Genomic DNA, 22408 nt, shown 5'->3' with positions numbered 1-22408 from the left:
AGGCATAAAAAAACCGGGCGAGCCCGGTTTTTTTGTTATCTGCCGTAAGCGTTACGCTTTGGCTTTGTAGTTACGCAGTGCGTTGCGGCCCAGCACAACACCGGCACCAATCATCCCGCCCAGCAGCACCGCCAGGACCAGCGTCAGGCCACGTTTCGGGCTGTCGCGACGGATTGGCAGCGTCGGCTTCATCACGTAACGGTAGACGTGAATGGTTTTCGGATCGACTTTCAGCTTTTCGATATCGAGCAGATTTTTCTTCAGCGCATAATAACCTGCGCCAAACGTCAGCGGACGGCTGGCTTCGTTGGCTACCATTGCGCCCAGCGCTTCAGTCCCCAACAGGAACATGGTTTCCTGTGTAACATCCTGCGTCTGCTGAAGCTGCGGTTTGGTGACGTTACTTTTCTGCGCATACTTCAGAGATTCGGTGATCTGCTTAATACGCAGGTCTTTTTGTTCCTGAGCAACGGTCTCCTGGTTTTCCAGATCGTCCTTAATGTTCATCACACGCAGTTTAATGGTGTCGTTAAGGTCAAGCTCCAGTTCGTCGGCGATTTGTTCGTCGATTTTTTGGATGTATTCGGCTACACCGCGTTGGGCGGACTGAGCGGTGTCACTTACGTAAGTCACGGTAAGTGGCAGTTGCTGTCCTTTAACAGACGGCTCAATAGTCAGCTTCTCAGGCTCTTCCTGATTATCCAGTGCTTCTGTCAAAGCAATAAATGCGGAGTTGAAACGGTTAATCACCTGGTTTTGAACGTCGGATAAGGTAATTGATGAATCCAACGTATTTATCGCGTTATGGTAGGTCGCTATCTGCGCGGCATCAGGACGCGTGATAGTCGCGGTTGAGGTCCATTTCTCTTTCGCTAGAAAAACATAGGCCAAAGCAATGGCTATAGCGACGATGACGCACACGATGATGGTCAACTTGCCTCGCCAGAGCTGCATTAACAAATCGATAAGGTCGACCTGCTCCGGCTCACGCTCATACCCGTTGCGCCCATTATTGTTATCTTGAATCATATAAACCTTAGTGACATCCGAACAGAAATACCCACGAAGGCATCAGTTTACCTGGACCATTCTGAATTTCTATAGGATTTTCACCAAAAACAGAGAAACCTGAAAAGAATAAGAAAAAAGGCTGAACGCCCGTCGCGTAAGGCATTCAGCTTGTCAATAATTTGAGTTAATCGTTGCCAAAAAGATCGCGCGTGTAGATTTTCTCTGCTACGTCCGTTAACTCTTCGGCCATACGGTTAGAAACGATAACATCCGCTTCCTGTTTAAACGCTTCCAGATCATGAACCACGCGTGAGCTGAAGAATTCATCCTCTTTCATCACCGGTTCATACACAATCACCGTTATCCCCTTCGCTTTCAGACGTTTCATGATGCCCTGTACGGAGGAGGCACGGAAGTTATCGGAGCCGCTTTTCATAATCAGGCGGTAGATACCGACAACTTTCGGTTTACGCGCCAGAATCGCGTCTGCGATAAAGTCTTTACGCGTGCGGTTAGCGTCAACAATCGCAGAGATGATGTTGTTAGGCACCGACTGGTAGTTCGCCAGCAGTTGCTTGGTATCCTTCGGCAGGCAGTAGCCACCGTAACCAAATGAAGGGTTGTTGTAATGATTGCCGATGCGAGGGTCCAGGCAGACACCTTCAATGATTTGGCGGGTGTTGAGGCCAAGGCTTTCAGCATAGCTATCTAATTCATTGAAGTAAGCTACGCGCATTGCCAGGTAGGTATTGGCAAAGAGTTTAATTGCTTCAGCTTCCGTCGAATCGGTAAACAACGTGGGGATGTCTTGCTTAATCGCCCCCTGCTGGAGCATCCGGGCAAAACGTTCTGCGCGCTCTGAACGCTCACCAATCACGATCCGTGAAGGGTGCAGGTTATCGTAAAGCGCCTTACCTTCGCGCAGAAATTCTGGCGAGAAAATAATATTATCGGTGGCATATTTTTTCTTCACCGAATCCGTAAAACCTACCGGCACCGTTGATTTAATAATCATGACGGCCTGCGGATTAATCTCAATAACATCCTGAATTACCGACTCAACGCTGGACGTATTGAAATAGTTAGTTTTAGGGTCGTAATCCGTTGGCGTCGCGATAATAACGTAATCAGCATTCTGATAGGCAAGGTATTTATCAGTGGTTGCGGTAAAACGCAGCTCCCCTGAGCGCAGATACTGCTGGATCTCCTTGTCAACAATGGGCGAGACACGCTCATTGAGCATATCCACACGTGAAGGAATGATGTCCAGCGCTACGACGTCGTGGTGTTGCGCGATCAGCAGGCCGTTCGAGAGGCCGACATAGCCTGTACCAGAGATGGTGACTTTCATTGTACTCTCTCAGAATAAACTTAATTATTTATAATGTGATATCACATCAATACGTTTAAAATTTTTTAACTCGTAAGCGCATTCACTGCAATAGAATTACAAACAATTCGGACTTTCTTCAGAGAGCATAAATCATCGATATTAAGTTAATATTAAGACGAGACTATAAAGCAATAAGAATTTGGCGCAAAAAAAACCCGGCATCGCCGGGCTTTCATTATTTATTTAGGATTAGTCCAACCATTCGGTATGGAATACACCTTCTTTATCAGTACGTTTATACGTGTGCGCACCGAAATAGTCACGCTGAGCCTGAATCAGGTTAGCCGGCAGTACCGCAGAACGGTAGCTGTCATAGTAGGCAACCGCAGCACCGAAGGTCGGCACCGGAATACCGTTCTGCACAGCGTAGGCAACCACGTCACGCAGCGCCTGCTGATACTCATCAGCGATATTTTTGAAGTACGGCGCCAACAGCAGGTTAGCAATACCGGCATTTTCAGCGTAGGCATCGGTGATCTTCTGCAGGAACTGCGCACGAATGATGCAACCAGCACGGAAGATCTTCGCGATTTCACCGTAGTTTAGATCCCAGTTGTATTCGTCAGACGCGGCACGCAGCTGAGAGAAACCCTGCGCGTAAGAAACGATTTTACCGAGATACAGCGCACGGCGTACTTTCTCAACGAACGCCGCTTTGTCGCCAGCCAGTTCCGCTTTAGGGCCGGAAAGCACTTTAGAGGCTGCAACACGCTGATCTTTCAGAGAGGAGATATAGCGCGCGAATACGGACTCGGTGATCAGGGACAGCGGCTCACCGAGATCCAGGGAGCTCTGGCTGGTCCACTTACCGGTACCTTTGTTAGCTGCTTCATCCAGAATCACATCAACCAGATAGTTACCGTCTTCATCTTTTTTGGTGAAGATATCTTTGGTGATATCGATCAGATAGCTGCTCAGTTCGCCTTCATTCCACTCGGTGAAGGTTTTTGCCAGCTCATCATTAGACAGGTTCAGGCCACCTTTCAGCAGAGAATACGCTTCTGCGATCAGCTGCATATCACCGTATTCGATACCGTTGTGCACCATTTTCACGTAGTGACCCGCGCCATCTGCTCCAATATAGGTCACACACGGTTCGCCATCTTCAGCAACCGCAGCAATTTTAGTCAGGATTGGGGCCACCAGCTCATAGGCTTCTTTCTGACCACCAGGCATGATGGATGGGCCTTTCAGTGCGCCCTCTTCACCACCGGAAACACCGGTACCGATGAAGTTGAAACCTTCAGCAGACAGCTCACGGTTACGGCGAATGGTGTCCTGGAAGAAGGTGTTACCACCATCAATGATGATGTCGCCTTTATCGAGATACGGTTTCAGGGAGTCAATCGCGGCATCGGTGCCCGCGCCTGCTTTCACCATCAACAGGATACGACGAGGGGTTTCAAGAGATTCGACGAATTCCTGTACCGTGTAATAAGGAACCAGTTTTTTGCCTGGATTTTCGGCAACAACTTCTTCAGTTTTTTCACGGGAGCGGTTAAAGATGGAGACGGTATAACCACGGCTTTCGATGTTGAGCGCCAGGTTGCGCCCCATCACTGCCATACCGACTACGCCGATCTGTTGCTTGGACATTATGTACTCCTGTATGAGGTTTCACTACAATTTATACCTTAGCACGTTATATTCGAAAGGTATTAACTAATAAAATGGAGATGACAAGCTTTAATTTTTCCTTCCTAATTTAATAAGGTACAATTTTCGGAGGAGTTTAAAAGGTAAAAACTTTAATACTAAAAAATGAATTTTATAGGAGGAGAGCATATAGCCATATGAAAACATAGGTTCTTTTTTATGCTTATAAAAATTAACCTGGTCCCCAAACTCAAGGCAATTATAAAGCAAGTGAATAATATTCTTAGCTAAGAAATGTTTTAACCAAGGAATAGTATCAACATATTTCCTTAGTTCTTCAATGATAAATCTTTCATTTGTGGGCCTGGTATTTCTGGAATTAGCCTCAGTGTTAAGATTATATTCATGTATGCATTCCCGAGAGAATACCGGTCTAAACTTCATCGCTAATAATGAGCAGAAATAAACATCCTCTGTATGAGTAACCCCATTCGGAAAAGTCAACTCACTGATTAATAGTGATTTCCTTTCAATACAGAAAGTTGAGGCATGGCATGGAAAAGATCCAGGATGATATGCGGCTATATAGAAAAAATTATCCACAACACCATATTCGAATTTTTTACCCAAAATCCTTGATACATCTATTGCTGGTGTTTTATGCCCGTCGCGAACCCTATAATAGTTAGAGCAGTAATAACCATTATCAGGAAATTTTTCAATTAAAAAAGAGAAATGCTCTAACGCATTTGGCAAATAAATGTCATCCCCGTCGAGAAAAAGTAAATAGTCGCCAACAGCATTATTAATTCCAGTATTTCTTGCACACGAAACGCCACAGTTTTTTTGTTTTATTAGTTTTATACGCGTATCATTTATGTTTTCAACAACACAAACGCTTTTATCTGTAGAACCATCATCAACCACTATTATTTCAAAATCTTGATATGTCTGATCCAAGATGGACCATATTGCACTTGCAATATATTTCTCTTTATTATAAAGAGGGATTATAACTGAAAATTTCATTGTCATTGTTTAAACAGTTGCCTTATAGAGTAATAAAAATATAGCCGGCGCAATAACTGAGAATACAAAAATTCGAGCATAAAATATTGACATAAAAGCAGAAATAAAATTATAACGCCTCTCAATGGCTACCGAAAGCGCAGGATCAATTTTAAAAGTTAATAATAAAGTTGCAAAGGCATTTATAACACCAGACATTTGCGTAATCATTATTTTATGACTAGGCGATATTAGAGCAAAATAAAAAGTCATGAAGATCCCTATAGCATGAATAGAATAAACAAAGCATGCAATAAAGAAATATTTATAATCAACTTTAAAGTTATCTATATCTGAAATATCAACTTTTATTCCTTCCACTTTACTATTGGAAATAGACCTGAAAAACGAATGAAAGATCCCTCTACCATTGACATAGTTTATAATGAATCTTATATAAAAGTTGCAAATTGGTTTACGTAAGAAATATACTCCACCACCTAAGATAGCCGCAAAGTAGAAAGATAAGAGCACACATACTATGAAGATAGAAGGTGTATAACCACTATCGACCATAAGACCAATCAGAGGCATCAGCAATACAGAGAAGAAACGTGTTAAAGTAAAAGTAGTATTCTGCAAAGAATAGGCTATTGCATTTTTATCAATAAAATATCCAGCCACTCGACTATATTGTGATATGAACTCAATGAGCAGCATCATGCCATATAAAAAGGGAATGACATATAAGTACCAATTATTTAAGATCAAATTCATCTCTTTAACCTTTTTAATGCAAATAAGCTTAAAGCCAAGGTCATCCAGGGAGCCGTAACAGTAGTGGTACTGAAAAACAATATCTGAAAAATTGACAAAGCTAATAGCGAACTAAAAAAACAATGTGTTTTAGTTGCTGTATTAATTTTCGAAAGCAAATAAATAGTAAAACTCATTACTATAACAAAACCCAGAATACCTGCATCAAGTGAAATTTGAGCTCCATATGCATTAGGCTTAAGGAACTCAACATCCTGGCTCGTCAAGAAGGAAATAGCATTAGTATTAAAACCCACTTTCTCCATAATTTGAAATATCTCATCCCCGCCATTGCCTAAACCGACCCCTAAAGGCTCGATAAATGCTCCAGCATATCCCGCTATAACAGATATTATTCTGATACTTCCAAAATATTGTAAATCATCTAAACTAAAATCCTTCCTAACTTCAAGGAATGAGTTCATGATCCCGGATAAACGTTCAGGTAGGAAATTATATCCCCCAAACAAAATAAAAACATAAACTGCAAATAATAACATTGGCGCAATAATAAAAAATGATAACAACCGATTGACATTTGCACTCAGAAAATAAAAAAACAAATAAAAAAACAAAAGTATTAAATAAGTAGCATAAAGCGATGCGCTTTTATTTAAAAAAATACATACAACAAGCATGAAAACTAGAAATATATTCTTTTTATTGTAATGAGTATTTATATCATGAAATAACTTAGGGGAAATAATCATCGTTATCAGCAGTACTGATAATAAAAATATGTACTTTGCAGCATGCGCTGGTTCAGAATATAGAACACCTACACCTCGCCCACCGCCATAAAAACCCAGACGCCCTCGTTTAATTATTTTTTCAAATATAGGATTAATAATACCATTAATAGCATCAGGAGAAATAGCCTGAATAATTGAAACAATAAAAAAAACAGTCAATATTATAACTAAATGTTTTTTTTGTAAAAATCCAAAATATTTATAAAAGTAACAAAAAACAGCCGGACCAATCAAATAGAAAAATATTGTAATCCCGTTTGAAGCTTTTGTTAAAACCCCTATAACAAATGAAGGCGCCAGAAAAAACAGGAATATTACTATACTAAAGGATGTGCTTGATAACTTTAAATTTAAAAGTATTTGAACAGTACCGTATGCTATAATGAACACACCAATTACAGGCTGCACTTCGGCACTAATAAATGGCAAAAAATTAAAAGAACAAAATATAGAAAAGAAAAAAACTATAAAAAAAGTTCTATGGATGAATTTATCATCACGCATTATCAATTTATTTACCTCTATAATTTATGTAATGTTTTTTCAATCCATAGCACGCATAACAGGATAAATAAAATAGAGACTTGAGCACTCCAATACCTTCAACCCTGCGATAAACATTATATTGCCGTACTAACTCCCTCCATTTATTAGACGAGAGTGATTCTGAAGACACTCGATAAAAAGCAATAATACTTTCACAGAGCACTACTCTGGCATGCTCAGACTTAAGTATTTTTAACCAAAGAGCATAATCTTCTTTATCAACCATAGGAAAAAAATGTTTCCCCAAGGCATATGAATCATACATTACGGTCAAGCAACCAATATCACATCCCCTAAGCAATTTGCTGTAACTTATTAGTGATTGTGGCCGAAATTCGCCAATGAGGTTGTTTACATGACCAGAAAATATAGCATAAGACCCATAACAAAAATTAGCATTATGTTCTTTCATCAATGCTATTTGCAACTGAATTTTATTAGCAGACCAATAGTCATCACAATCTAGAAATGCTATATATCGACCAGTACAATATTGAACTCCCAAATTTCTTGCTTTTGCAGCTCCACTACAAAGCATCTCTGTTTGAAATACTTTGACCCTTTCATCTTGCTCTGCATATTTTTGCGCTATTTGTAAACTTGCGTCATTTGAATGATCATCAATAATTATTAACTCCCAATTATCATAACTTTGTTTTTTAACTGATGATATAGAATCATGAATATAGGCCTCACCATTATATATAGGCATAATAATTGAAACTAATGAATTATTTAAATTTTGCATAAATGGATTCCATACACCCCTTACTACTTCCAACATACGTGGTATAATCTAACGCGAAAAATTTATCATTGTTTTTTAATTGTAATAGAGCGGCTAGTAAATCATCAACATCACGAATACCTAATTTTCTTATCATCATATTCATATGTTCATCAAACCCCCGGTTATTCATGTATCTATCTATATCAGGAGTATAGAAAATTACACTTTTAGAAACGGGTGCAAACTCAAAACAAGCACTGGAATAATCCGTAATTAAACAATCAAACTCAGAATAAAAATCCACCATGTCACAAACATCTGAATTAATAAATTTGACATTAGTGCTTTCTAACTTTTTGACGTCAATTCGTTTCAATTCATATGGATGCAACTTAATAATTAAATTAATTTCATTATCTGTTGAAAACTTATTTTCAAAAGCAGTTTTCATTTTTAACAATATATCTTTAATATCATCCGAACCATCTCGCCAAGTTGGGAGATATAGGATTTTTAGAAGATTATCTTTATTCTTTTTGATTTTTGATTCCGCAACTTCCTGTGAGGGCACACCAAAAAACAAAACTTTATTATCATTATATCTGAAGCTATTAGCTAATCGCCTTCCCATTAGTGAGTCAGATGTAACCAAATATGTGTAGCTAAAATAAATCCTTAACCTATAAAGCAGCTTATAAACTTTATTGAAACCAATAAAACTAAATTTATTTAAATCATAAGGGCTATTTAGGAGAATATTTTTGAGTGGGAAACCATGCCACAATTGGACTCTTGGTACCAGAAAACATGCTAAGGGTAATCTTCCTAAACCATGGGTCAAAAAAACAGCTCGTGTTTTTGCAAAATTAAAAACAAGCTTAATTTGCTGTTTCAATGTAATCTGACTTATATCGATAAACTCGCAACACTCACCTTTTTCCTTGTAATAATCATATAAATATTTGATATTCCCTTTGAGCCCAAGAGGAGAGTAGAAAAGATACTTATTTTTAGTTATAAATGGTCTAAGAATGAAGACAATTGGTAGAGAAAATAGTGAAATAGCAAATCTTAAAATATGATTCATATTTAACCTTCAAGAAAAAACCCAAGCTAAAAGACTGCCATTTTTTCAATCTAAAATCATGTTAATTATCAATATTTATTTTAACTGTTTTACCACTTCAATAATCTCAGTAGTTGATATTGAAGGTGTTCTTGGTAAATAAATAACTTCGCAGACGTCCTTCACCCAATCAAAACGTCCTTTCCAGTCATCCCCCATAATAAGTACATCAGCACGAAACTCTAAAATGTAATTTTTTTTAAGCTCAAGAGACTCTTCCAAAAACACTTCATCAACAAATTTTAAGGCGCTTATAATTCGACATCTTTCTTGTTGACTGTAGACGGGAAACCTCCCCTTTTTAGCATAATTCAAATTATCGGAACTCACACCTACAATCAAATGATTGCCATATTCAGCAGCTCTTTCCAGAATATTAACATGACCAACATGAAAGACGTCAAATGTACCGAAAGTAATAATTCTCTTCATAGTTATCTCACTAAAGGTATGCTACCGCCCCTGGCTCAACAGCTACCAGTGCACTGCACAAAATTCATTATGTCGCAGGCCAGCCTACCGCAAACCTTCACATTTGCGATGAATCTCACCCACCAATTCAGCTCACTATTTTGGGCGCAATCCCTGTGTAAGACAAGGAGAAATCCGGCAATTTTTGTCAAAAAACGCCGCGCAATCACCAATTTTAGTTATTGTTTTTAAAAGCAAAAACGGCAGCTGTTGTGAAATGAGATGTTCCTCAACCACAATCATCTGCCGTTCTGTTACATCACCAACTTTCCGTGTTGTGGCGTAGTGTCTTATTCTGACAGCAGTTTCTCAATCCCTTTACGGAACTTGGCCCCTTCTTTCAGGTTGCGCAGCCCGTACTGGACAAACGCCTGCATGTAACCCATTTTCTTTCCGCAGTCGTAGCTGTCGCCGCTCATCAGCATCGCGTCAACGGACTGTTTCTTCGCCAGCTCGGCAATAGCATCCGTCAGCTGAATACGTCCCCAGGCACCTGGGGCAGTTTTTTCCAGCTCGGCCCAGATGTCAGCGGAAAGCACATAGCGCCCTACTGCCATCAGGTCGGAATCCAGCGTTTGCGGTTGGTCCGGTTTTTCGATGAACTCAACGATACGGCTCACCTTACCTTCTACGGTCAGCGGCTCTTTGGTCTGAATAACCGAGTATTCAGAAAGATCGCCCGGCATACGTTTCGCCAGCACCTGGCTGCGGCCCGTTTCGTTGAAACGTGCCACCATCGCAGCAAGGTTATAACGCAGTGGGTCGGCGGATGCGCCATCGAGAATGATATCGGGCAGAACTACCACAAACGGGTTATCGCCAACGATCGGACGCGCGCAAAGAATTGAGTGGCCCAGGCCCAGCGGCTGTGCCTGACGCACGTTCATGATGGTAACGCCCGGTGGGCAAATGGACTGAACTTCCGCCAGCAGCTGACGCTTAACGCGTTGCTCCAGCAGGGCTTCCAGTTCGTAGGAGGTGTCGAAGTGGTTTTCCACGGCATTTTTGGAGGCGTGGGTGACCAGGACGATTTCTTTGATCCCTGCAGCAACAATTTCGTCGACGATGTATTGGATCATCGGCTTGTCAACGATCGGTAGCATCTCTTTAGGAATGGCCTTGGTGGCAGGGAGCATATGCATGCCCAGCCCGGCTACCGGAATGACTGCTTTCAAATTAACCATTATCGTGTCCACCTATATACGGTTGATGAATTATAGCTATTAAACATGTTTGATCCACTATGTTTTCTCATAGTATCGGGTAAATACCGCTAAATCTCTGGATACAATCCGAGAATGCGTCTGAAGAGGTGGGTTCGGCTAAAAATTCAGCGTCCAGGCAGGGTGAAATTCAGCGCATCAACATTGACAACGTGCTGATCAATACGGTCAATATCCACCGATCGCTGGCCGTTTTCATTGACCGCATGAATATTTGACATTGAGAGCAGCGTCTCCTGTTTGGCCATAAACTTCCCGCGAACATCCTTGCGTAAGTCGAAGTGGAGCTGTAGCGCCGGCCCGCGCGAAGTGGGTTGTATCACCTTGATATTACGCATAAAGATGTGCTGTGGTTTGTTGTGAATCTCCAGCGATGCGTGGTTCAAATCGAGGTTGGTCAGCGCAACAAACGAGGGCGCATTCCCCGAGGAGATCTGTATCCCCCGCAGCTTTAGCGTTAATTGGCGGTTATCCATCCGCACATTATTTACCCTGAAGTTCTGCGGTATCGACAGATATTTCCCTTTGATTACACCATAGCCAATTAGCATACCCGCGCTATTAACCATATCCACACCATCGATAACGAAATTATCACATCCATATATTGCTACCGTTGCGTTATCAATTCCGGCTTTCTTACTGAATTCCGGGGTGATATTTCGTGCCTTAATATTACGGATAATAAAGTGTTTACCGTTTTCGACGTGAACCAGTTGTCGGCAGTGGCTGCCGGTGATGTTGGCGACGACAAAGTTTTTTACCGCCTGGTGCTCCGGATAGTCGTTATCGTAGGTGCTGCCTGCGAGCCCAATACCGATGCCCCAGTTGGTCTTGCCATTGGTGCAATCGATATGGTCAATCACATGATCGGAGATGAGAATATTCTTGTCGTTAATCGCGACGTTCCATTCAATGGCATCGCCCTGAAGATGGCTAAATTTGCTGTGGGTGATTTTTACGCCATCGAGTTGATTATGGAATCCCTGACGTAAAATACCGTAGTTGGCCTGGCTGACATTAATCCGCGATATGGTGAGATTGCGCATCGTCCTTTTTTCTTTGCCCCCGATGTAAATTTGCGCCACCGGGCCAAAGCCGCTCATCGCCAGCCCTTCGATGGTGCAGTCAGAACCTCGCACGTCGAGGGTAATATTATTGAGGCTCCCCTCCCCCACCACTTTACAGCCATCCTGCAGCGCAAAACGCCCACGACCATTGCCTTTCAGGGTGCCGTTAACCTGCAGCGTTTTACCCGGCGGCATGATGATGCCGGTGTTGATATTGTCACAAATCACGCCTTTGGGGACGTCGATAATGTCGGCGTCGTCAAACGCCTGACGAAATGCCCTGATCCAGTCATTGCCGACCAGATAGTTGCGGATATCGACTGCATCATTACGCCCCAGCGCGCGTGCAGTGGGGCTGTGGAGCAGAGGTACTGCGGCAAGCGCAGCGCCTGCCGACAGGAAGCGACGTCGGGAGAGTTTTTTATCCATGCAACCTCAATAGCAAAGGGTTTGCAACAGGCTCGCCAGTTGGCGGTTAATCACCTGCTGATTGAAATCGGTTTCGACTTTTTCGCGGGCGCGTTGGAGCACCGGGCCTAGCGTCTGTTCATCAAGATGGCGCAGTTCGCTGAGTTTCCCTGCCAGTGCCGGGGCGTCGTTCTCCGCCACCAGCCAGCCGGAGGCGTTGGCGTCTATCAGTTCCGGAATACCGCTGTGCTCGGTCGAGAGCACCGGGATGCCCACCGCCATCGCTTCCATCAGCGCCACAGGAATGCCTTCCATATCGCCATCCGCGCCGGTAATTGACGGCAGCAGGAACACATCCGCGTCGTCGAGCATCGCTTTTACCTCATGGCTGGGCTTGAAACCCGGCATCTCCACGTAGCCTTCCAGTTGATACTGTTCGATCAGCGTGCGCAGGCGACGTTCCCACGGGCCAATGCCGAGGATGCGGTAATGAAACGCCACGCCGCGCTCTTTCAACTGGCGGCAGGCTTCAATCGCCACGTGCAGACCTTTTTTCTCCGTCAGGCGGGCCACAGAGATAATTTGCAGCGTCTCGCCCGGCGCTTTGGTTGGACGCAAGGCGAAGCGCTCCATGTTGACGCCCATTCGCGAGACGGCGATTTTGGCGCTCGGGCAGCCCATGCCCTGTAGCCGTTTTGCCCACAAATCACTGATGGGTAACATTAAATCGCCCCGTCGAAACAGTTGCTGATATTCCGGCGTGTAGTGGCTCAGCACATCGCGGCTGGAGATATCAATACCGTGAAAAACGGTAGCGATTTTGCCGCGGATCACGCCCAGTTCGCGCAGTTTCGCCGCCGTGACACCCGCGGGGCCGAAGTGGGCGATAAACACATCGGCGCTAAAGGGTTGGGCGTTATTGCCGCAAATGGCCGAAAGGATCAGGTTGCGCGCTTCGTGGCCGTAGCGCTTAATATTGAGCGCCTGCCACGTTGCCGGGCGATGTAACCCGCGCAACGTGCTGACTGCGCGATGACGAAACTTCGCACCCGTGCTCACCGGTTCATCCTGTAACCAGCGGGTTTTCGCCGCCAGGTCATATTGGGTGTACGCCGCATGGGTATTGGTCATATCCCCCTTTTGCAGGGCGATTATTTCTACCTCATGGCCCATTTCGATAAAGGCCACAATCTGGTTGAGCACAAACGTTTCAGACGACAACGGGAATTTCAGTAAGAAGAAACCAACCTTCATTTCCCCTCCCCGATTCGCGTTAAGACCGATTCCACCATCGACAGCCCCGCCGCGCGCTCCCGCGCCACCGCTTCGTTCAGGCGCGGCACCAGGGTGGAAAGTTGGCCTAATGTGTCTGCGGCCATCGCTTCCAGGTCGCCGTTCAACAGATGGCGAATATCCACCGCCATCTCCGGCATACCCAGCTGCTGCATAATGCCCGCTGATTTGTGCTCGTAGTTAATGGCGATGGCAGGCGTACCAAAGTTCATGGAGATAATCGCCGAGTGCAAACGCGTACCGACCGTCAGGTCACAGGCGCCCAGCAGTTTGCCCATTTCCAGATCGTTAAGCTCATCCATGACCACGTGATAGCGCGACGGGTCCTGAATATGTTTACGCAGGTTAAGGGCCACCATGCGATCGTCTTTGTTGTAGCTGTCGATACCCGTACAGGTAGAGAGCGCCATCACCTGCCAGCCGCTGGCGATAATACGGTTGACTACGCCCGCAAATGCTTTTTCGTAGGCTTCCTGTGTGGTGCCGAGCCGCTTATCGAACGGCGCCAGTTCACGCAGCGTTATCGCGACGGTTTTCTGCTGCTGCGCCACGTTCAGCCAGTGTTGAACGGCGTAGCTCGCGTCAAAGGTATCATCGTGGTGATCCACCAGCCAGGCGGTATCAACGCCCTTCTCCACTTTGGACGTGTCGATGTCGCTACGCTTCATCAGGTCGAGGCTCACCGATTCGCGCAAGAACAAGGCGTCGCAATGACCGAACACATAGTTCGCCATTTGATTGAACGCCGGTGCCTGGAATGGCCCCACGCTGTGCCCGACCATATAAATCGGTTTTTTCGCCATAAAGGTACACAGCGCGTGCTCAAACTGCGTCACGCCATACAGGTCAACGAAGAACGATCCGCCGACCTGGATAATCGCATCGTAGCCTGACAGCAGGCGCACAAAATCGGTAAAGCCCTGGGCAATGGAGATATTACGCAGCTTGCCGCTGTCGGTGACGCGCGAGAGCAGCACCTGGTGCTGATAGCGTCGGCGCAGCACTTTCTTCACTCGCCCGACCATGCCCGGCGCATTGTTGTGCGCTTTCATCTGCAAATAGAGCGGGTCGCCCATCACCGGGCGATTTAACAACCAGGAAGAACTCACCGGATAACGGCTCATCACATCCACTTCAGCCTCAGGCGACAGCGTGTTGATGGCATCTAAAAGCCCGCGCAGAATGGCGCTGTCGCCACGGTTGCCGCAGGTGTGGTTGCCAAGAATCAATAATTTCATAATGACCTCAAAAAATTAGCCTGCGCGAAGCAGTGTTTTCATCTTCTCGTTACGGCACAGCTGGCGCTTCATCTCCACCACCAGCGGGTGGCGGGAGAGCACAATCATCCCCCCAAAGGCCAGTACGCCTGCGGCAATCTGCACCGCCAGCAGCAGCGCCAGCGATAGCTGACCGTTCAGCGCCCAGCCCAGGCCGTAACTCACCGCGAGCGTGGGCAAGGAGAGATAAAACGGCAGCCACAGGCTGAGAATGTATTCACGGTAGCTGGAGCCCAGAATGGGTTTGATCAGCACGAAATAGCTCAGAATGGTGTTGATAATTTGCACCAGCAGGAAGCCCAGCGTGACGCCAATCGCGCCGCCCAACTGGCCGCCGACAATAATCGCCGGGATAAACAGGCAGGTTTTAAAGACGTTGAATTTAAAGCTGATATCGACGCGCGCTTTCGCCATCAGCAACGAACCAATCGGATTCCCCACCGAACGCAGTAGCCCCACCACGCACAGCAGTTGCAGCACCGGAATGATGCTCGCCCACTTCTCACCGAAAACCAGCGGCACAAAGTTGTTGCTCACCACCATTAGCCCAAGCAGCGCCGGGAAGTTGATAATGCCAACCACGGAAAGCAGCTTGTAGAAGTTGACGCGCAGTTTGGCCGTGTCGTCCTGGATTTTGGCGAACGCCGGGAACAGCACGCGGGTAATAATCGGGTTCAGCTTCATCGGCGGTACCACCGCCACGTTATAGGCCAGGTTGTAGCCGCCCGCGACGCTCGCCCCCAGAATACGCGCCAGCACCAGCGTTGAGAGGTTAGTATTCACGTAGTTGATGACACTATCCGCCGTCAGCCATGCGCCGAAACGCAGGTTAGACGACACGCTCGCCAGCGAGAAATGCAGCCCAGGGCGATAAATTTTGCGGCCAAAGTAGCCAAACAGCAGCGTACGCACCGCGCTGTTGACCAGATAACCGAGGATCGCAGTCATCGCCAGCGGCCAGAAATGCGCCGACACCACGGTGAAGGTGAAACCCGCCAGCACCGAACTGGTTTCAATCAGGCCAATCTTGTTGAACTCCAGCTCTTTTTGCATCAGCGCGCGGAACTGCTGCCCATGGGGGGTAACAATAAACGCCAGCGATAAGGTCTGAATCAGCGGCTGTAAATCCGGGTTATGCAACACGCTGGCAATCGCCCCGCTCAGGGCAAACACCGTCACGCACACCACCACACCCAGCCCGACGTTTAGCCAGTACAGGGTGGTCAGTTCGAGATGGCTTATCTCTTTGCGCTGAATAATCGAGTTTGCAATACCGAAATCAGACAGCGTATCGGCCAGCGCGATAATCACCAGTGAAACGGTCAGCAGACCGAACTGGTGGTTATCGATGATGCGCGCCAGCACCGTCATCTGCACCAGCCCCAGGCCGATGATGATAACGGTCGCCATGGCCGACCACTTCGCGCCGCTGATGGTTTTTTCTCTCAGGCTCATACCTGTTCCTCAATACGCCGTTTTACTGACGAAGCCTTTAAACACCGTCAGGAAAACAATTTTGATATCGAACCACAGGCTCCATTCGCGAATGTATTCCAGGTCGAACTCGACGCGTTTTTCCATCTTTTCCAGCGTGTCCGTTTCGCCGCGCCAGCCGTTGATCTGTGCCCAGCCGGTAATGCCAGGCTTCACTTTGTGGCGCAACATGTAGCCTTCAATCAACTGGCGATACTGTTCGTTATGCGCCACCGCATGAGGGCGCGGGCCGACGATCGACATGCCACCGGTGAGCACATTGATAAACTGCGGCAGTTCATCGAGCGAGGTACGACGCAGGAAGTTTCCAACCGGCGTCACGCGCGGGTCGTTCTGTGTCGCCTGAGTGACCACCGCGTCGTTTTCCATCACCTTCATGGAGCGAAATTTCCACACTTTGATAGGCTTGCCGTCCATGCCGTAGCGAGTCTGGCGGAAAATGACCGGCCCGGCGGAGGTGAGTTTCACCGCCAGGGCAATGCAGCATAGCGCAGGCGAAATCAGCAGCAGGATCATGCTGGCCAGCACAATATCTTCCAGCCGTTTGATGATGCGGTTCACGCCGGAGAGCGGCGTGTCGTACAGCGGCACCACCGGTACGCCGTTGACCTCTTCAATGCGCGAATGAAGAATGTTAAAGGTGAACACATCGGGGATGATCAGCACCGAGCAGGTGGTATCCGCCAGCTCGCGCATCAGTTTTTTGATCAGGCTTTCTTCCTGCATCGACATGGCGATATAGACGTTGTGAATTTTGCCCGCGCGCGCGTCGTCCAGCAGTTGCTGAATATTGCCCGCCCAGTCGGCGCTGACGCCGCCGGGTTTAGCGTCATGATAGGTGCCCACCACTTCATAACCGAGCCACGGTTGGTTGCGGAAGCTCTCCAGCAGCGCCTGCCCCTGCGGGAGATCGCCCGCCACCGCGACGTAGCGTTTGTTATAGCCGTGATTGCGCAACACGCCCGCGCCATAGCGAATAAACGCCCGGCTGGCCAACATGCCGCAGGTTGTCAGTAAATACCAGCTCAGCCAGACGCTGATATTGGTGCTGAAATCATCATCGAATGCCAGCAGCCCTGCGCTGAACACCAGGCTCAGGGTCCAGTTCTGTAACAGCAAGAGCAGTTCGGTGGTAATGCGCACGCCGCGCCATGAACGGTAGAAATCAGTGATCCCGCCGATCATCTGGAACACCACCAGCGTCACCAGCGCCATCAGCAGATGGAGATATAAAAACGGCAGCGCCGCGGCTTTGCACACTACCCACAGCCCGCCGAGCATAATGGTGATATCTGAAAAACGCTGCACCATTGAAATTAACGATGCATTCGTTTTGGCTCGCTCGCGCTTTTTTAGAGTCGTCATCGTTGTTCCTTTTTAACCTTTCCCCCGCACTCCCTCAGGGAGAGCGTTGACAAACGATTGTGCCTGCATCCCGTCGGGTGGCGCTTCGCTTACCCGACCTACAATCAGCAATAATTTCAACCTATTGCACATGCCTGTAGGTCTGATAAGCGAAGCGCCATCTGACATTTCCCCAGCGCGCACGTTGGGAGAAGGCCGGAGTGAGGGGTCTACTGCTTAAGCAGCGCCAGAATATCCTGCGTTCGCGCCTGCATCAGCGGGGTGTCGCCGCGCGATTCCACGTTCAGACGCACCACCGGTTCGGTGTTCGAGGAACGCAGATTGAAGCGCCAGTCGGCAAACGCAAGGCTAATGCCGTCGGTGCGGTCGATTTCCAGCGCCTCATTAGCAAAATGCTGCTCCACGCGGGCAATTGCCGTGGCAGGCTCTGCCAGTTTACTGTTGATCTCGCCGCTCGCCGGGAAAGCCGCCATGCGGTCACGCACCAGTTCACCCAGCGTTTTTCCTTTCAGGCACAGCAGTTCGCTTACCAGCAGCCACGGGATCATCCCGCTATCGCAGTAAGCAAAATCACGGAAGTAGTGATGGGCGCTCATTTCGCCGCCGTAGATGGCGTCGTCTTTACGCATGCGTTCTTTGATAAAGGCGTGCCCGGTTTTCGACATCACCGGCGTGCCGCCCGCCGCCGTCACCACATCTACCGTGTTCCAGGACAGACGCGGGTCATGAATGATTTTCGCCCCCGGATTTTTCTCAAGAAACGCTTCCGCCAGCAGGCCAACAATGTAATAGCCTTCGATAAACTGCCCGGTCTCATCAAACAGGAAGCAGCGGTCGAAATCGCCGTCAAAGGCGATGCCCATATCCGCGCCGTGTTCGATCACCGCATTGCGGGTGTCATCGCGGCACTCGGGTAACAGCGGGTTAGGAATACCGTTGGGGAAATTACCGTCAGGGGTGTTGTGCACTTTAATCAGCGTCACCGGCACGTTCAGTGCTTTAAACCGGGCTTCCAGCGCATCTATCACCGGGCCCGCCGCGCCGTTGCCGGAGTTCACCACCAGCTTGAGCGGCGTCAGATTTTTGACGTTGATGTATTGCAACAGGTGATCGATGTACGCATCGCGCAGATCAATTTTCTGATAGCTGCCGCGCTGACTTTCATCCACCGGCGGGAAGTCGTTGGCTTCCGCCAGGCGCTGCACATCGCGCAGCCCGGTATCACCGCTGATTGGGCGCGCGCCTTCGCGCACCAGTTTCATGCCGTTGTAATCCATCGGATTATGACTGGCGGTGACTTCAATGCCGCCGTCGATGCCAAGATGGAACGTGGCAAAGTAGATCTCTTCGGTGCCGGAAAGGCCAATATCAAGCACATCGACGCCCGCATCGCGCAGGCCGCGCGCCAGCGCCAGCTTCAGCGCTTCGCTGGTCAGACGCACATCGCCGCCCAGCACAATGGTTTTTGGTTTCAGAAACTCGCCATAGGCGCGGCCAATACGCCACGCAATATCTTCATTCAGCTCTTCGCCTAATTTGCCGCGAATGTCATAGGCTTTAAAACAGGTTAACGTTTTCATGTTTTTACCTTTCTTCAGGCAACAGTTGGCCCTGACCGGTGAGGGTCATTATTTTCAGTGTCGTGAATTGCCGGATGGTACTGCGCTTATCCGGCTAACAAAACGCGCTATACGCGCCCGTAGCGGTCCGCGAAGCGCACCACATCATCCTCTTCCAGATACGAACCGGAACGGACCTCAATTAAATCGAGCGGGATCTTGCCGGGATTTTCGAGGCTATGCGTCGCGCCGAGCGGGATATAGATAGATTCATTTTCACCCAGCAGCTTGACGTCATCGTTGATGGTGACTTTGGCGGTGCCCGCCACCACAATCCAGTGTTCTGCCCGGTGGTGATGCATTTGCAGCGAAAGCCCCTCGCCCGGTTTCACGGTGATCCGCTTCACCTGATAGCGATCGCCGGAATCAATAGAGTCATATTTCCCCCACGGGCGATACACTTCGCGGTGAATATGATGCTCATGGCGACCATCGGCTTTAATCTGCTCGACGACTTTTTTGACGTCCTGCACCGCGCTGCGATCGGCGATCAGAACCGCGTCTTTGGTTTGAACCACCACCAAATCCTTTACACCAACGGTCGTCACCAGGCCGGATTCGGCGTACACATAGCTGTTTTCGGTTTTGTGGCTGATCACGTCACCGTGATGCACGTTGCCTTCCGGCGTGTGGTTGCTGATTTCCCACAGCGAGGACCAGGAACCTACGTCGCTCCAGCCCGCGTCCATCGGCACCACCACCGCATCGGCGGTTTGTTCCATCACCGCATAGTCGACAGACTCTTCCGGGCAGGCAACAAACGCCGCTTCATCAACACGGATAAAATCGAGATCCGGATCGGTGACGTTCATCGCTTTTTCGCAGGCCTCAAGAATATCCGGGCGATATTTTTTCAGCTCTTCAAGGAAGCGCCCGGCGCGGAACAGGAACATGCCGCTGTTCCAGTAGTATTCGCCGCTGGAGACATACGCCTGGGCGGTATCAAGATTCGGTTTTTCGACAAACTGGGCGACATCAAAGGCCACCGCGTCTTTTTCGCCAGGGCTGACATCACCCCGGCGAATGTAGCCGTAGCCGGTTTCCGGCATATCGGGCACGATACCAAACGTGACCAGCTTTCCGCTTTCTGCGTACGGCGTCGCATTGCGCACCGCTTCACGGAACGCCTCTTCATTCTGAATCACGTGGTCGGCTGCCAGCACCAGCATCAGCGGGTCGCAGCCGGTATCACGACGTACCGCCGCCAACGCCGCCAGAGCAATCGCCGGGGCGGTATTGCGTCCGACAGGTTCGAGAATGATATTTTCGGTCAGCTTATTCATCTGGCGCAGCTGTTCGGCCACGATAAAGCGGTGCTGCTCATTGCAGATAACCACCGGGCTTTCACACTCCACGCCGTGCAGGCGGTTAATCGTCGCCTGCAACATGGTCAGTTCGCCTTTCAGGCACAGGAACTGTTTGGGATAAAGCACTCGGGACAGCGGCCACAAACGGCTGCCGGAGCCACCGGCCATCACTACCGGAAAAAGTGTTGATTGACTCATCGTTTAACCCCGAATATCAGCAATAAATTGGCTCAGCACGTTCTCTTTTTCGAGCGTGCGTTCCGCGTAGGCCAGCGCCTGCGCGTTGCGTTTCGGCATCAGTAATGCCTGTTCAATACCTTCCATTAACGCCGGAACCGATTCCGGCTCGACGCAAACGGCGATCCCCGGTTCATTGAGGCACAACTGCCCCAGCTCGGTTTCGGCTTCTGCGGTAATCACCGCATTACCGCCCACCGCCAGAATATTGGTCAATTTGGACGGCAGTACCGCATCCGCCGCGCCGCGTTTTTGAATCACCAGATGGCAGTCGGCCATCGAGAGCAGCGCAGGCAGTGCGTCGTAAGATTGCAGCGGGAAGAAGCGGACGTTATCCAGCCCACGTTCCTGCGCCTGTTTTTCCAGCCGCGCTTTTCCACCGCCCTGGCCGACAATCACAAACAGCCACGGTTTGTCACGCAGCAGGGCAGCGGCTTCAATCACACTTTCCAGCCCCTGCTTCTCTCCGATATTGCCGGAGTAAAGAATCAGTTTTCGGTCGGCTGGCAGGCCAAGCTGCTCGCGTAACACCGCGACGTGGGTGCTGTTGACTTCGCGGAAGCGTTCCACTTCCGACCAGTTCGGGAAGAAAATCACCTTCTCTTCCGGCACGCCCTTCTCGCAGGCTTTGTTCATCATTGAGCGCGAGATAGTCGAGACGTTATCCACGTTATGCAGGCCGCTGCGCTCAAAGGCGCTGGCGAGCTTCGCCACTTTGCCCGGTTTACCCTTACCTGCCATACCCAGGCCAAGCATCGCATCGACTTCGTAATCCTGAATATGCAGTAAGGTGCGCGCGCCAGAGAGTTTTGCCAGCAGACGCATACCCGGCGTGCAAAAGAGCGTGGGCACCACGCCGATGATGCGATCCGGCTTCCAGCGACGCTGGGCCAGCAGCGGGAAAAAGCTGCTGACGGCAAAACTGCCTAAATGGATTAAACGCTTCAGCGTGGAGGGCTGTTTGGGCACATACAGCGGGCAGCGCCAGACGGTGGCCGCGCCCTCTTCCCGGCGATAGCGCCAGGCGGAGTAGTGCTCGCCCACCTGCCACTGCGGGTAGTACGGCGGCGCGGTGATCACCCGGACTTCATGCCCCTGGCTTGCCATCCACTCGACCATTTCGCCGGTGTATTTGCCGATACCGGTCAGTTCCGGCGAATAATTGATGCCATAGACCAATATCCTCATAACCCTGGTACCTCGGCCCGCTTCTCCTCGAGGAAGTAGGCGCGGCTGTTGGCATGCACATTGTCCGCAGCCAGCAGCGCCGACGGCATCAGCCAGCGGTAATCGTTGTGTTGCTCATCCGGAAGCGTCAGGTCGCTTGCTTCAACGCGCAGGCGGAAGCCCAGCACAATGTAGTGGGTCGAGAAATCCGCTTCGGAGAAGTTGTCGTCATAAAAGTGCTGCCAGACGCCGTAGAACTGGCCTGCCGATATCGGCAGGCTCAGGCCCAGCTCCGCCTGCGTTAAGCGGGCGAAGGCATCGGCGAGCGTTTCATCTTTCTGCACGCGACCGCCAGGAACAAACCAGAACCCCTGCGCCGGGCGGTTGGTGCGTTTGCCAAGCAGATATTCACCCTGTGCGTTCTCCACAATCAGATCGATTGAGATAAGCGGCGTCGAACGCACTACGGTGGCAAAATCCTGCGTGCTCAGAAACATCG

General features: G+C 48.7%; 19 protein-coding genes. All 19 read right to left on the bottom strand.

The window, feature by feature from the left end; translation table 11 throughout:
- Positions 1–51 precede the first annotated feature (51 nt).
- Positions 52–1026 carry an LPS O-antigen chain length determinant protein WzzB gene (wzzB, locus tag G163CM_RS02985; RefSeq protein WP_420851435.1) on the bottom strand — a complete coding sequence of 325 codons (975 nt, stop codon included), beginning with the start codon at positions 1024–1026 and terminating at the stop codon, positions 52–54.
- Between the two features lie 169 nt (positions 1027–1195).
- Positions 1196–2362 carry a UDP-glucose 6-dehydrogenase gene (gene ugd, locus G163CM_RS02980; RefSeq protein WP_231826866.1) on the bottom strand — a complete coding sequence of 389 codons (1167 nt, stop codon included), beginning with the start codon at positions 2360–2362 and terminating at the stop codon, positions 1196–1198.
- A gap of 231 nt (positions 2363–2593) precedes the next feature.
- Positions 2594–4000 (bottom strand): NADP-dependent phosphogluconate dehydrogenase, encoded by a 1407-nt coding sequence (gene gndA, locus G163CM_RS02975; RefSeq protein WP_001572820.1) that lies wholly within the window; start codon positions 3998–4000, stop codon positions 2594–2596.
- A gap of 90 nt (positions 4001–4090) precedes the next feature.
- Positions 4091–5035 carry a glycosyltransferase family 2 protein gene (locus G163CM_RS02970; RefSeq protein WP_231826865.1) on the bottom strand — a complete coding sequence of 315 codons (945 nt, stop codon included), beginning with the start codon at positions 5033–5035 and terminating at the stop codon, positions 4091–4093.
- Positions 5036–5038: 3 nt separating this feature from the next.
- Positions 5039–5785, bottom strand: a complete 747-nt coding sequence (locus G163CM_RS02965; protein ID WP_231826864.1) for a lipid II flippase family protein — start codon at positions 5783–5785, stop codon at positions 5039–5041.
- Positions 5782–7080 carry a hypothetical protein gene (locus tag G163CM_RS02960; protein ID WP_231826863.1) on the bottom strand — a complete coding sequence of 433 codons (1299 nt, stop codon included), beginning with the start codon at positions 7078–7080 and terminating at the stop codon, positions 5782–5784. Before G163CM_RS02960 ends, G163CM_RS02965 begins: the two co-directional genes overlap by 4 nt.
- A 7-nt stretch (positions 7081–7087) precedes the next feature.
- On the bottom strand, positions 7088–7870 hold the full coding sequence (locus G163CM_RS02955; protein ID WP_231826862.1) for a glycosyltransferase family 2 protein: 783 nt from the start codon (positions 7868–7870) through the stop codon (positions 7088–7090).
- Positions 7854–8939: a CDP-glycerol glycerophosphotransferase family protein gene (locus tag G163CM_RS02950; protein ID WP_231826861.1), complete on the bottom strand. Its 1086-nt coding sequence runs from the start codon at positions 8937–8939 to the stop codon at positions 7854–7856. The genes G163CM_RS02955 and G163CM_RS02950 overlap by 17 nt, the downstream gene beginning before the upstream one ends.
- Positions 8940–9014: 75 nt before the next feature.
- Positions 9015–9410 (bottom strand): FAD synthase family protein, encoded by a 396-nt coding sequence (locus G163CM_RS02945; RefSeq protein WP_231826860.1) that lies wholly within the window; start codon positions 9408–9410, stop codon positions 9015–9017.
- 329 nt (positions 9411–9739) lie between these two features.
- Complete coding sequence (gene galF, locus G163CM_RS02940; RefSeq protein ID WP_231826859.1) at positions 9740–10633, bottom strand: GalU regulator GalF; 894 nt, start codon at positions 10631–10633, stop codon at positions 9740–9742.
- Positions 10634–10779: 146 nt separating this feature from the next.
- Positions 10780–12171, bottom strand: a complete 1392-nt coding sequence (gene wcaM / locus G163CM_RS02935; RefSeq protein WP_231826858.1) for a colanic acid biosynthesis protein WcaM — start codon at positions 12169–12171, stop codon at positions 10780–10782.
- A 6-nt stretch (positions 12172–12177) separates the two neighbouring features.
- Positions 12178–13404 carry a colanic acid biosynthesis glycosyltransferase WcaL gene (gene wcaL, locus G163CM_RS02930; protein WP_231826857.1) on the bottom strand — a complete coding sequence of 409 codons (1227 nt, stop codon included), beginning with the start codon at positions 13402–13404 and terminating at the stop codon, positions 12178–12180.
- Entirely contained in the window at positions 13401–14681 is a 1281-nt protein-coding gene (gene wcaK / locus G163CM_RS02925; RefSeq protein WP_231826856.1) for a colanic acid biosynthesis pyruvyl transferase WcaK, read from the bottom strand. The genes wcaL and wcaK overlap by 4 nt, the downstream gene beginning before the upstream one ends.
- 15 nt (positions 14682–14696) lie before the next feature.
- Entirely contained in the window at positions 14697–16175 is a 1479-nt protein-coding gene (gene wzxC / locus G163CM_RS02920) for a colanic acid undecaprenyl disphosphate flippase WzxC (RefSeq protein WP_231826855.1), read from the bottom strand.
- Between the two features lie 9 nt (positions 16176–16184).
- Entirely contained in the window at positions 16185–17579 is a 1395-nt protein-coding gene (gene wcaJ / locus G163CM_RS02915; RefSeq protein WP_040090299.1) for an undecaprenyl-phosphate glucose phosphotransferase, read from the bottom strand.
- 209 nt (positions 17580–17788) lie between these two features.
- A complete protein-coding gene (gene cpsG / locus G163CM_RS02910; protein ID WP_231826854.1) occupies positions 17789–19159 on the bottom strand; it encodes a colanic acid biosynthesis phosphomannomutase CpsG in 1371 nt (456 codons plus the stop codon).
- Between the two features lie 107 nt (positions 19160–19266).
- The gene (gene cpsB, locus G163CM_RS02905; RefSeq protein WP_231826853.1) at positions 19267–20703 is read right to left on the bottom strand and encodes a mannose-1-phosphate guanyltransferase; all 1437 of its coding nucleotides are present in this window, start codon (positions 20701–20703) and stop codon (positions 19267–19269) included.
- A gap of 3 nt (positions 20704–20706) precedes the next feature.
- On the bottom strand, positions 20707–21930 hold the full coding sequence (gene wcaI, locus G163CM_RS02900) for a colanic acid biosynthesis fucosyltransferase WcaI (protein ID WP_231826852.1): 1224 nt from the start codon (positions 21928–21930) through the stop codon (positions 20707–20709).
- Positions 21927–22406: a GDP-mannose mannosyl hydrolase gene (locus tag G163CM_RS02895; protein WP_231826850.1), complete on the bottom strand. Its 480-nt coding sequence runs from the start codon at positions 22404–22406 to the stop codon at positions 21927–21929. Before G163CM_RS02895 ends, wcaI begins: the two co-directional genes overlap by 4 nt.
- Between the last annotated feature and the right edge of the window lie 2 nt (positions 22407–22408).

Origin of the sequence: Pseudocitrobacter corydidari (assembly GCF_021172065.1) — a bacterium.
GTDB classification, from domain to species: Bacteria; Pseudomonadota; Gammaproteobacteria; order Enterobacterales; family Enterobacteriaceae; genus Pseudocitrobacter; species Pseudocitrobacter corydidari.
Note: the sequence above shows the minus strand (reverse complement) of the source record. Positions and strands in the feature narration are given on the sequence as shown.

Coding starts and splice junctions, on each gene's coding strand:
- ugd (WP_231826866.1), bottom strand. CDS start 2,362: ATGAAAGTCACCATCTCTGGTACAGGCTATGTCGGCCTCTCGAACGGC.
- gndA (WP_001572820.1), bottom strand. CDS start 4,000: ATGTCCAAGCAACAGATCGGCGTAGTCGGTATGGCAGTGATGGGGCGC.
- G163CM_RS02970 (WP_231826865.1), bottom strand. CDS start 5,035: ATGACAATGAAATTTTCAGTTATAATCCCTCTTTATAATAAAGAGAAA.
- G163CM_RS02965 (WP_231826864.1), bottom strand. CDS start 5,785: ATGAATTTGATCTTAAATAATTGGTACTTATATGTCATTCCCTTTTTA.
- G163CM_RS02960 (WP_231826863.1), bottom strand. CDS start 7,080: ATGCGTGATGATAAATTCATCCATAGAACTTTTTTTATAGTTTTTTTC.
- G163CM_RS02955 (WP_231826862.1), bottom strand. CDS start 7,870: ATGCAAAATTTAAATAATTCATTAGTTTCAATTATTATGCCTATATAT.
- G163CM_RS02950 (WP_231826861.1), bottom strand. CDS start 8,939: ATGAATCATATTTTAAGATTTGCTATTTCACTATTTTCTCTACCAATT.
- G163CM_RS02945 (WP_231826860.1), bottom strand. CDS start 9,410: ATGAAGAGAATTATTACTTTCGGTACATTTGACGTCTTTCATGTTGGT.
- galF (WP_231826859.1), bottom strand. CDS start 10,633: ATGGTTAATTTGAAAGCAGTCATTCCGGTAGCCGGGCTGGGCATGCAT.
- wcaM (WP_231826858.1), bottom strand. CDS start 12,171: ATGGATAAAAAACTCTCCCGACGTCGCTTCCTGTCGGCAGGCGCTGCG.
- wcaL (WP_231826857.1), bottom strand. CDS start 13,404: ATGAAGGTTGGTTTCTTCTTACTGAAATTCCCGTTGTCGTCTGAAACG.
- wcaK (WP_231826856.1), bottom strand. CDS start 14,681: ATGAAATTATTGATTCTTGGCAACCACACCTGCGGCAACCGTGGCGAC.
- wzxC (WP_231826855.1), bottom strand. CDS start 16,175: ATGAGCCTGAGAGAAAAAACCATCAGCGGCGCGAAGTGGTCGGCCATG.
- wcaJ (WP_040090299.1), bottom strand. CDS start 17,579: ATGACGACTCTAAAAAAGCGCGAGCGAGCCAAAACGAATGCATCGTTA.
- cpsG (WP_231826854.1), bottom strand. CDS start 19,159: ATGAAAACGTTAACCTGTTTTAAAGCCTATGACATTCGCGGCAAATTA.
- cpsB (WP_231826853.1), bottom strand. CDS start 20,703: ATGAGTCAATCAACACTTTTTCCGGTAGTGATGGCCGGTGGCTCCGGC.
- wcaI (WP_231826852.1), bottom strand. CDS start 21,930: ATGAGGATATTGGTCTATGGCATCAATTATTCGCCGGAACTGACCGGT.
- G163CM_RS02895 (WP_231826850.1), bottom strand. CDS start 22,406: ATGTTTCTGAGCACGCAGGATTTTGCCACCGTAGTGCGTTCGACGCCG.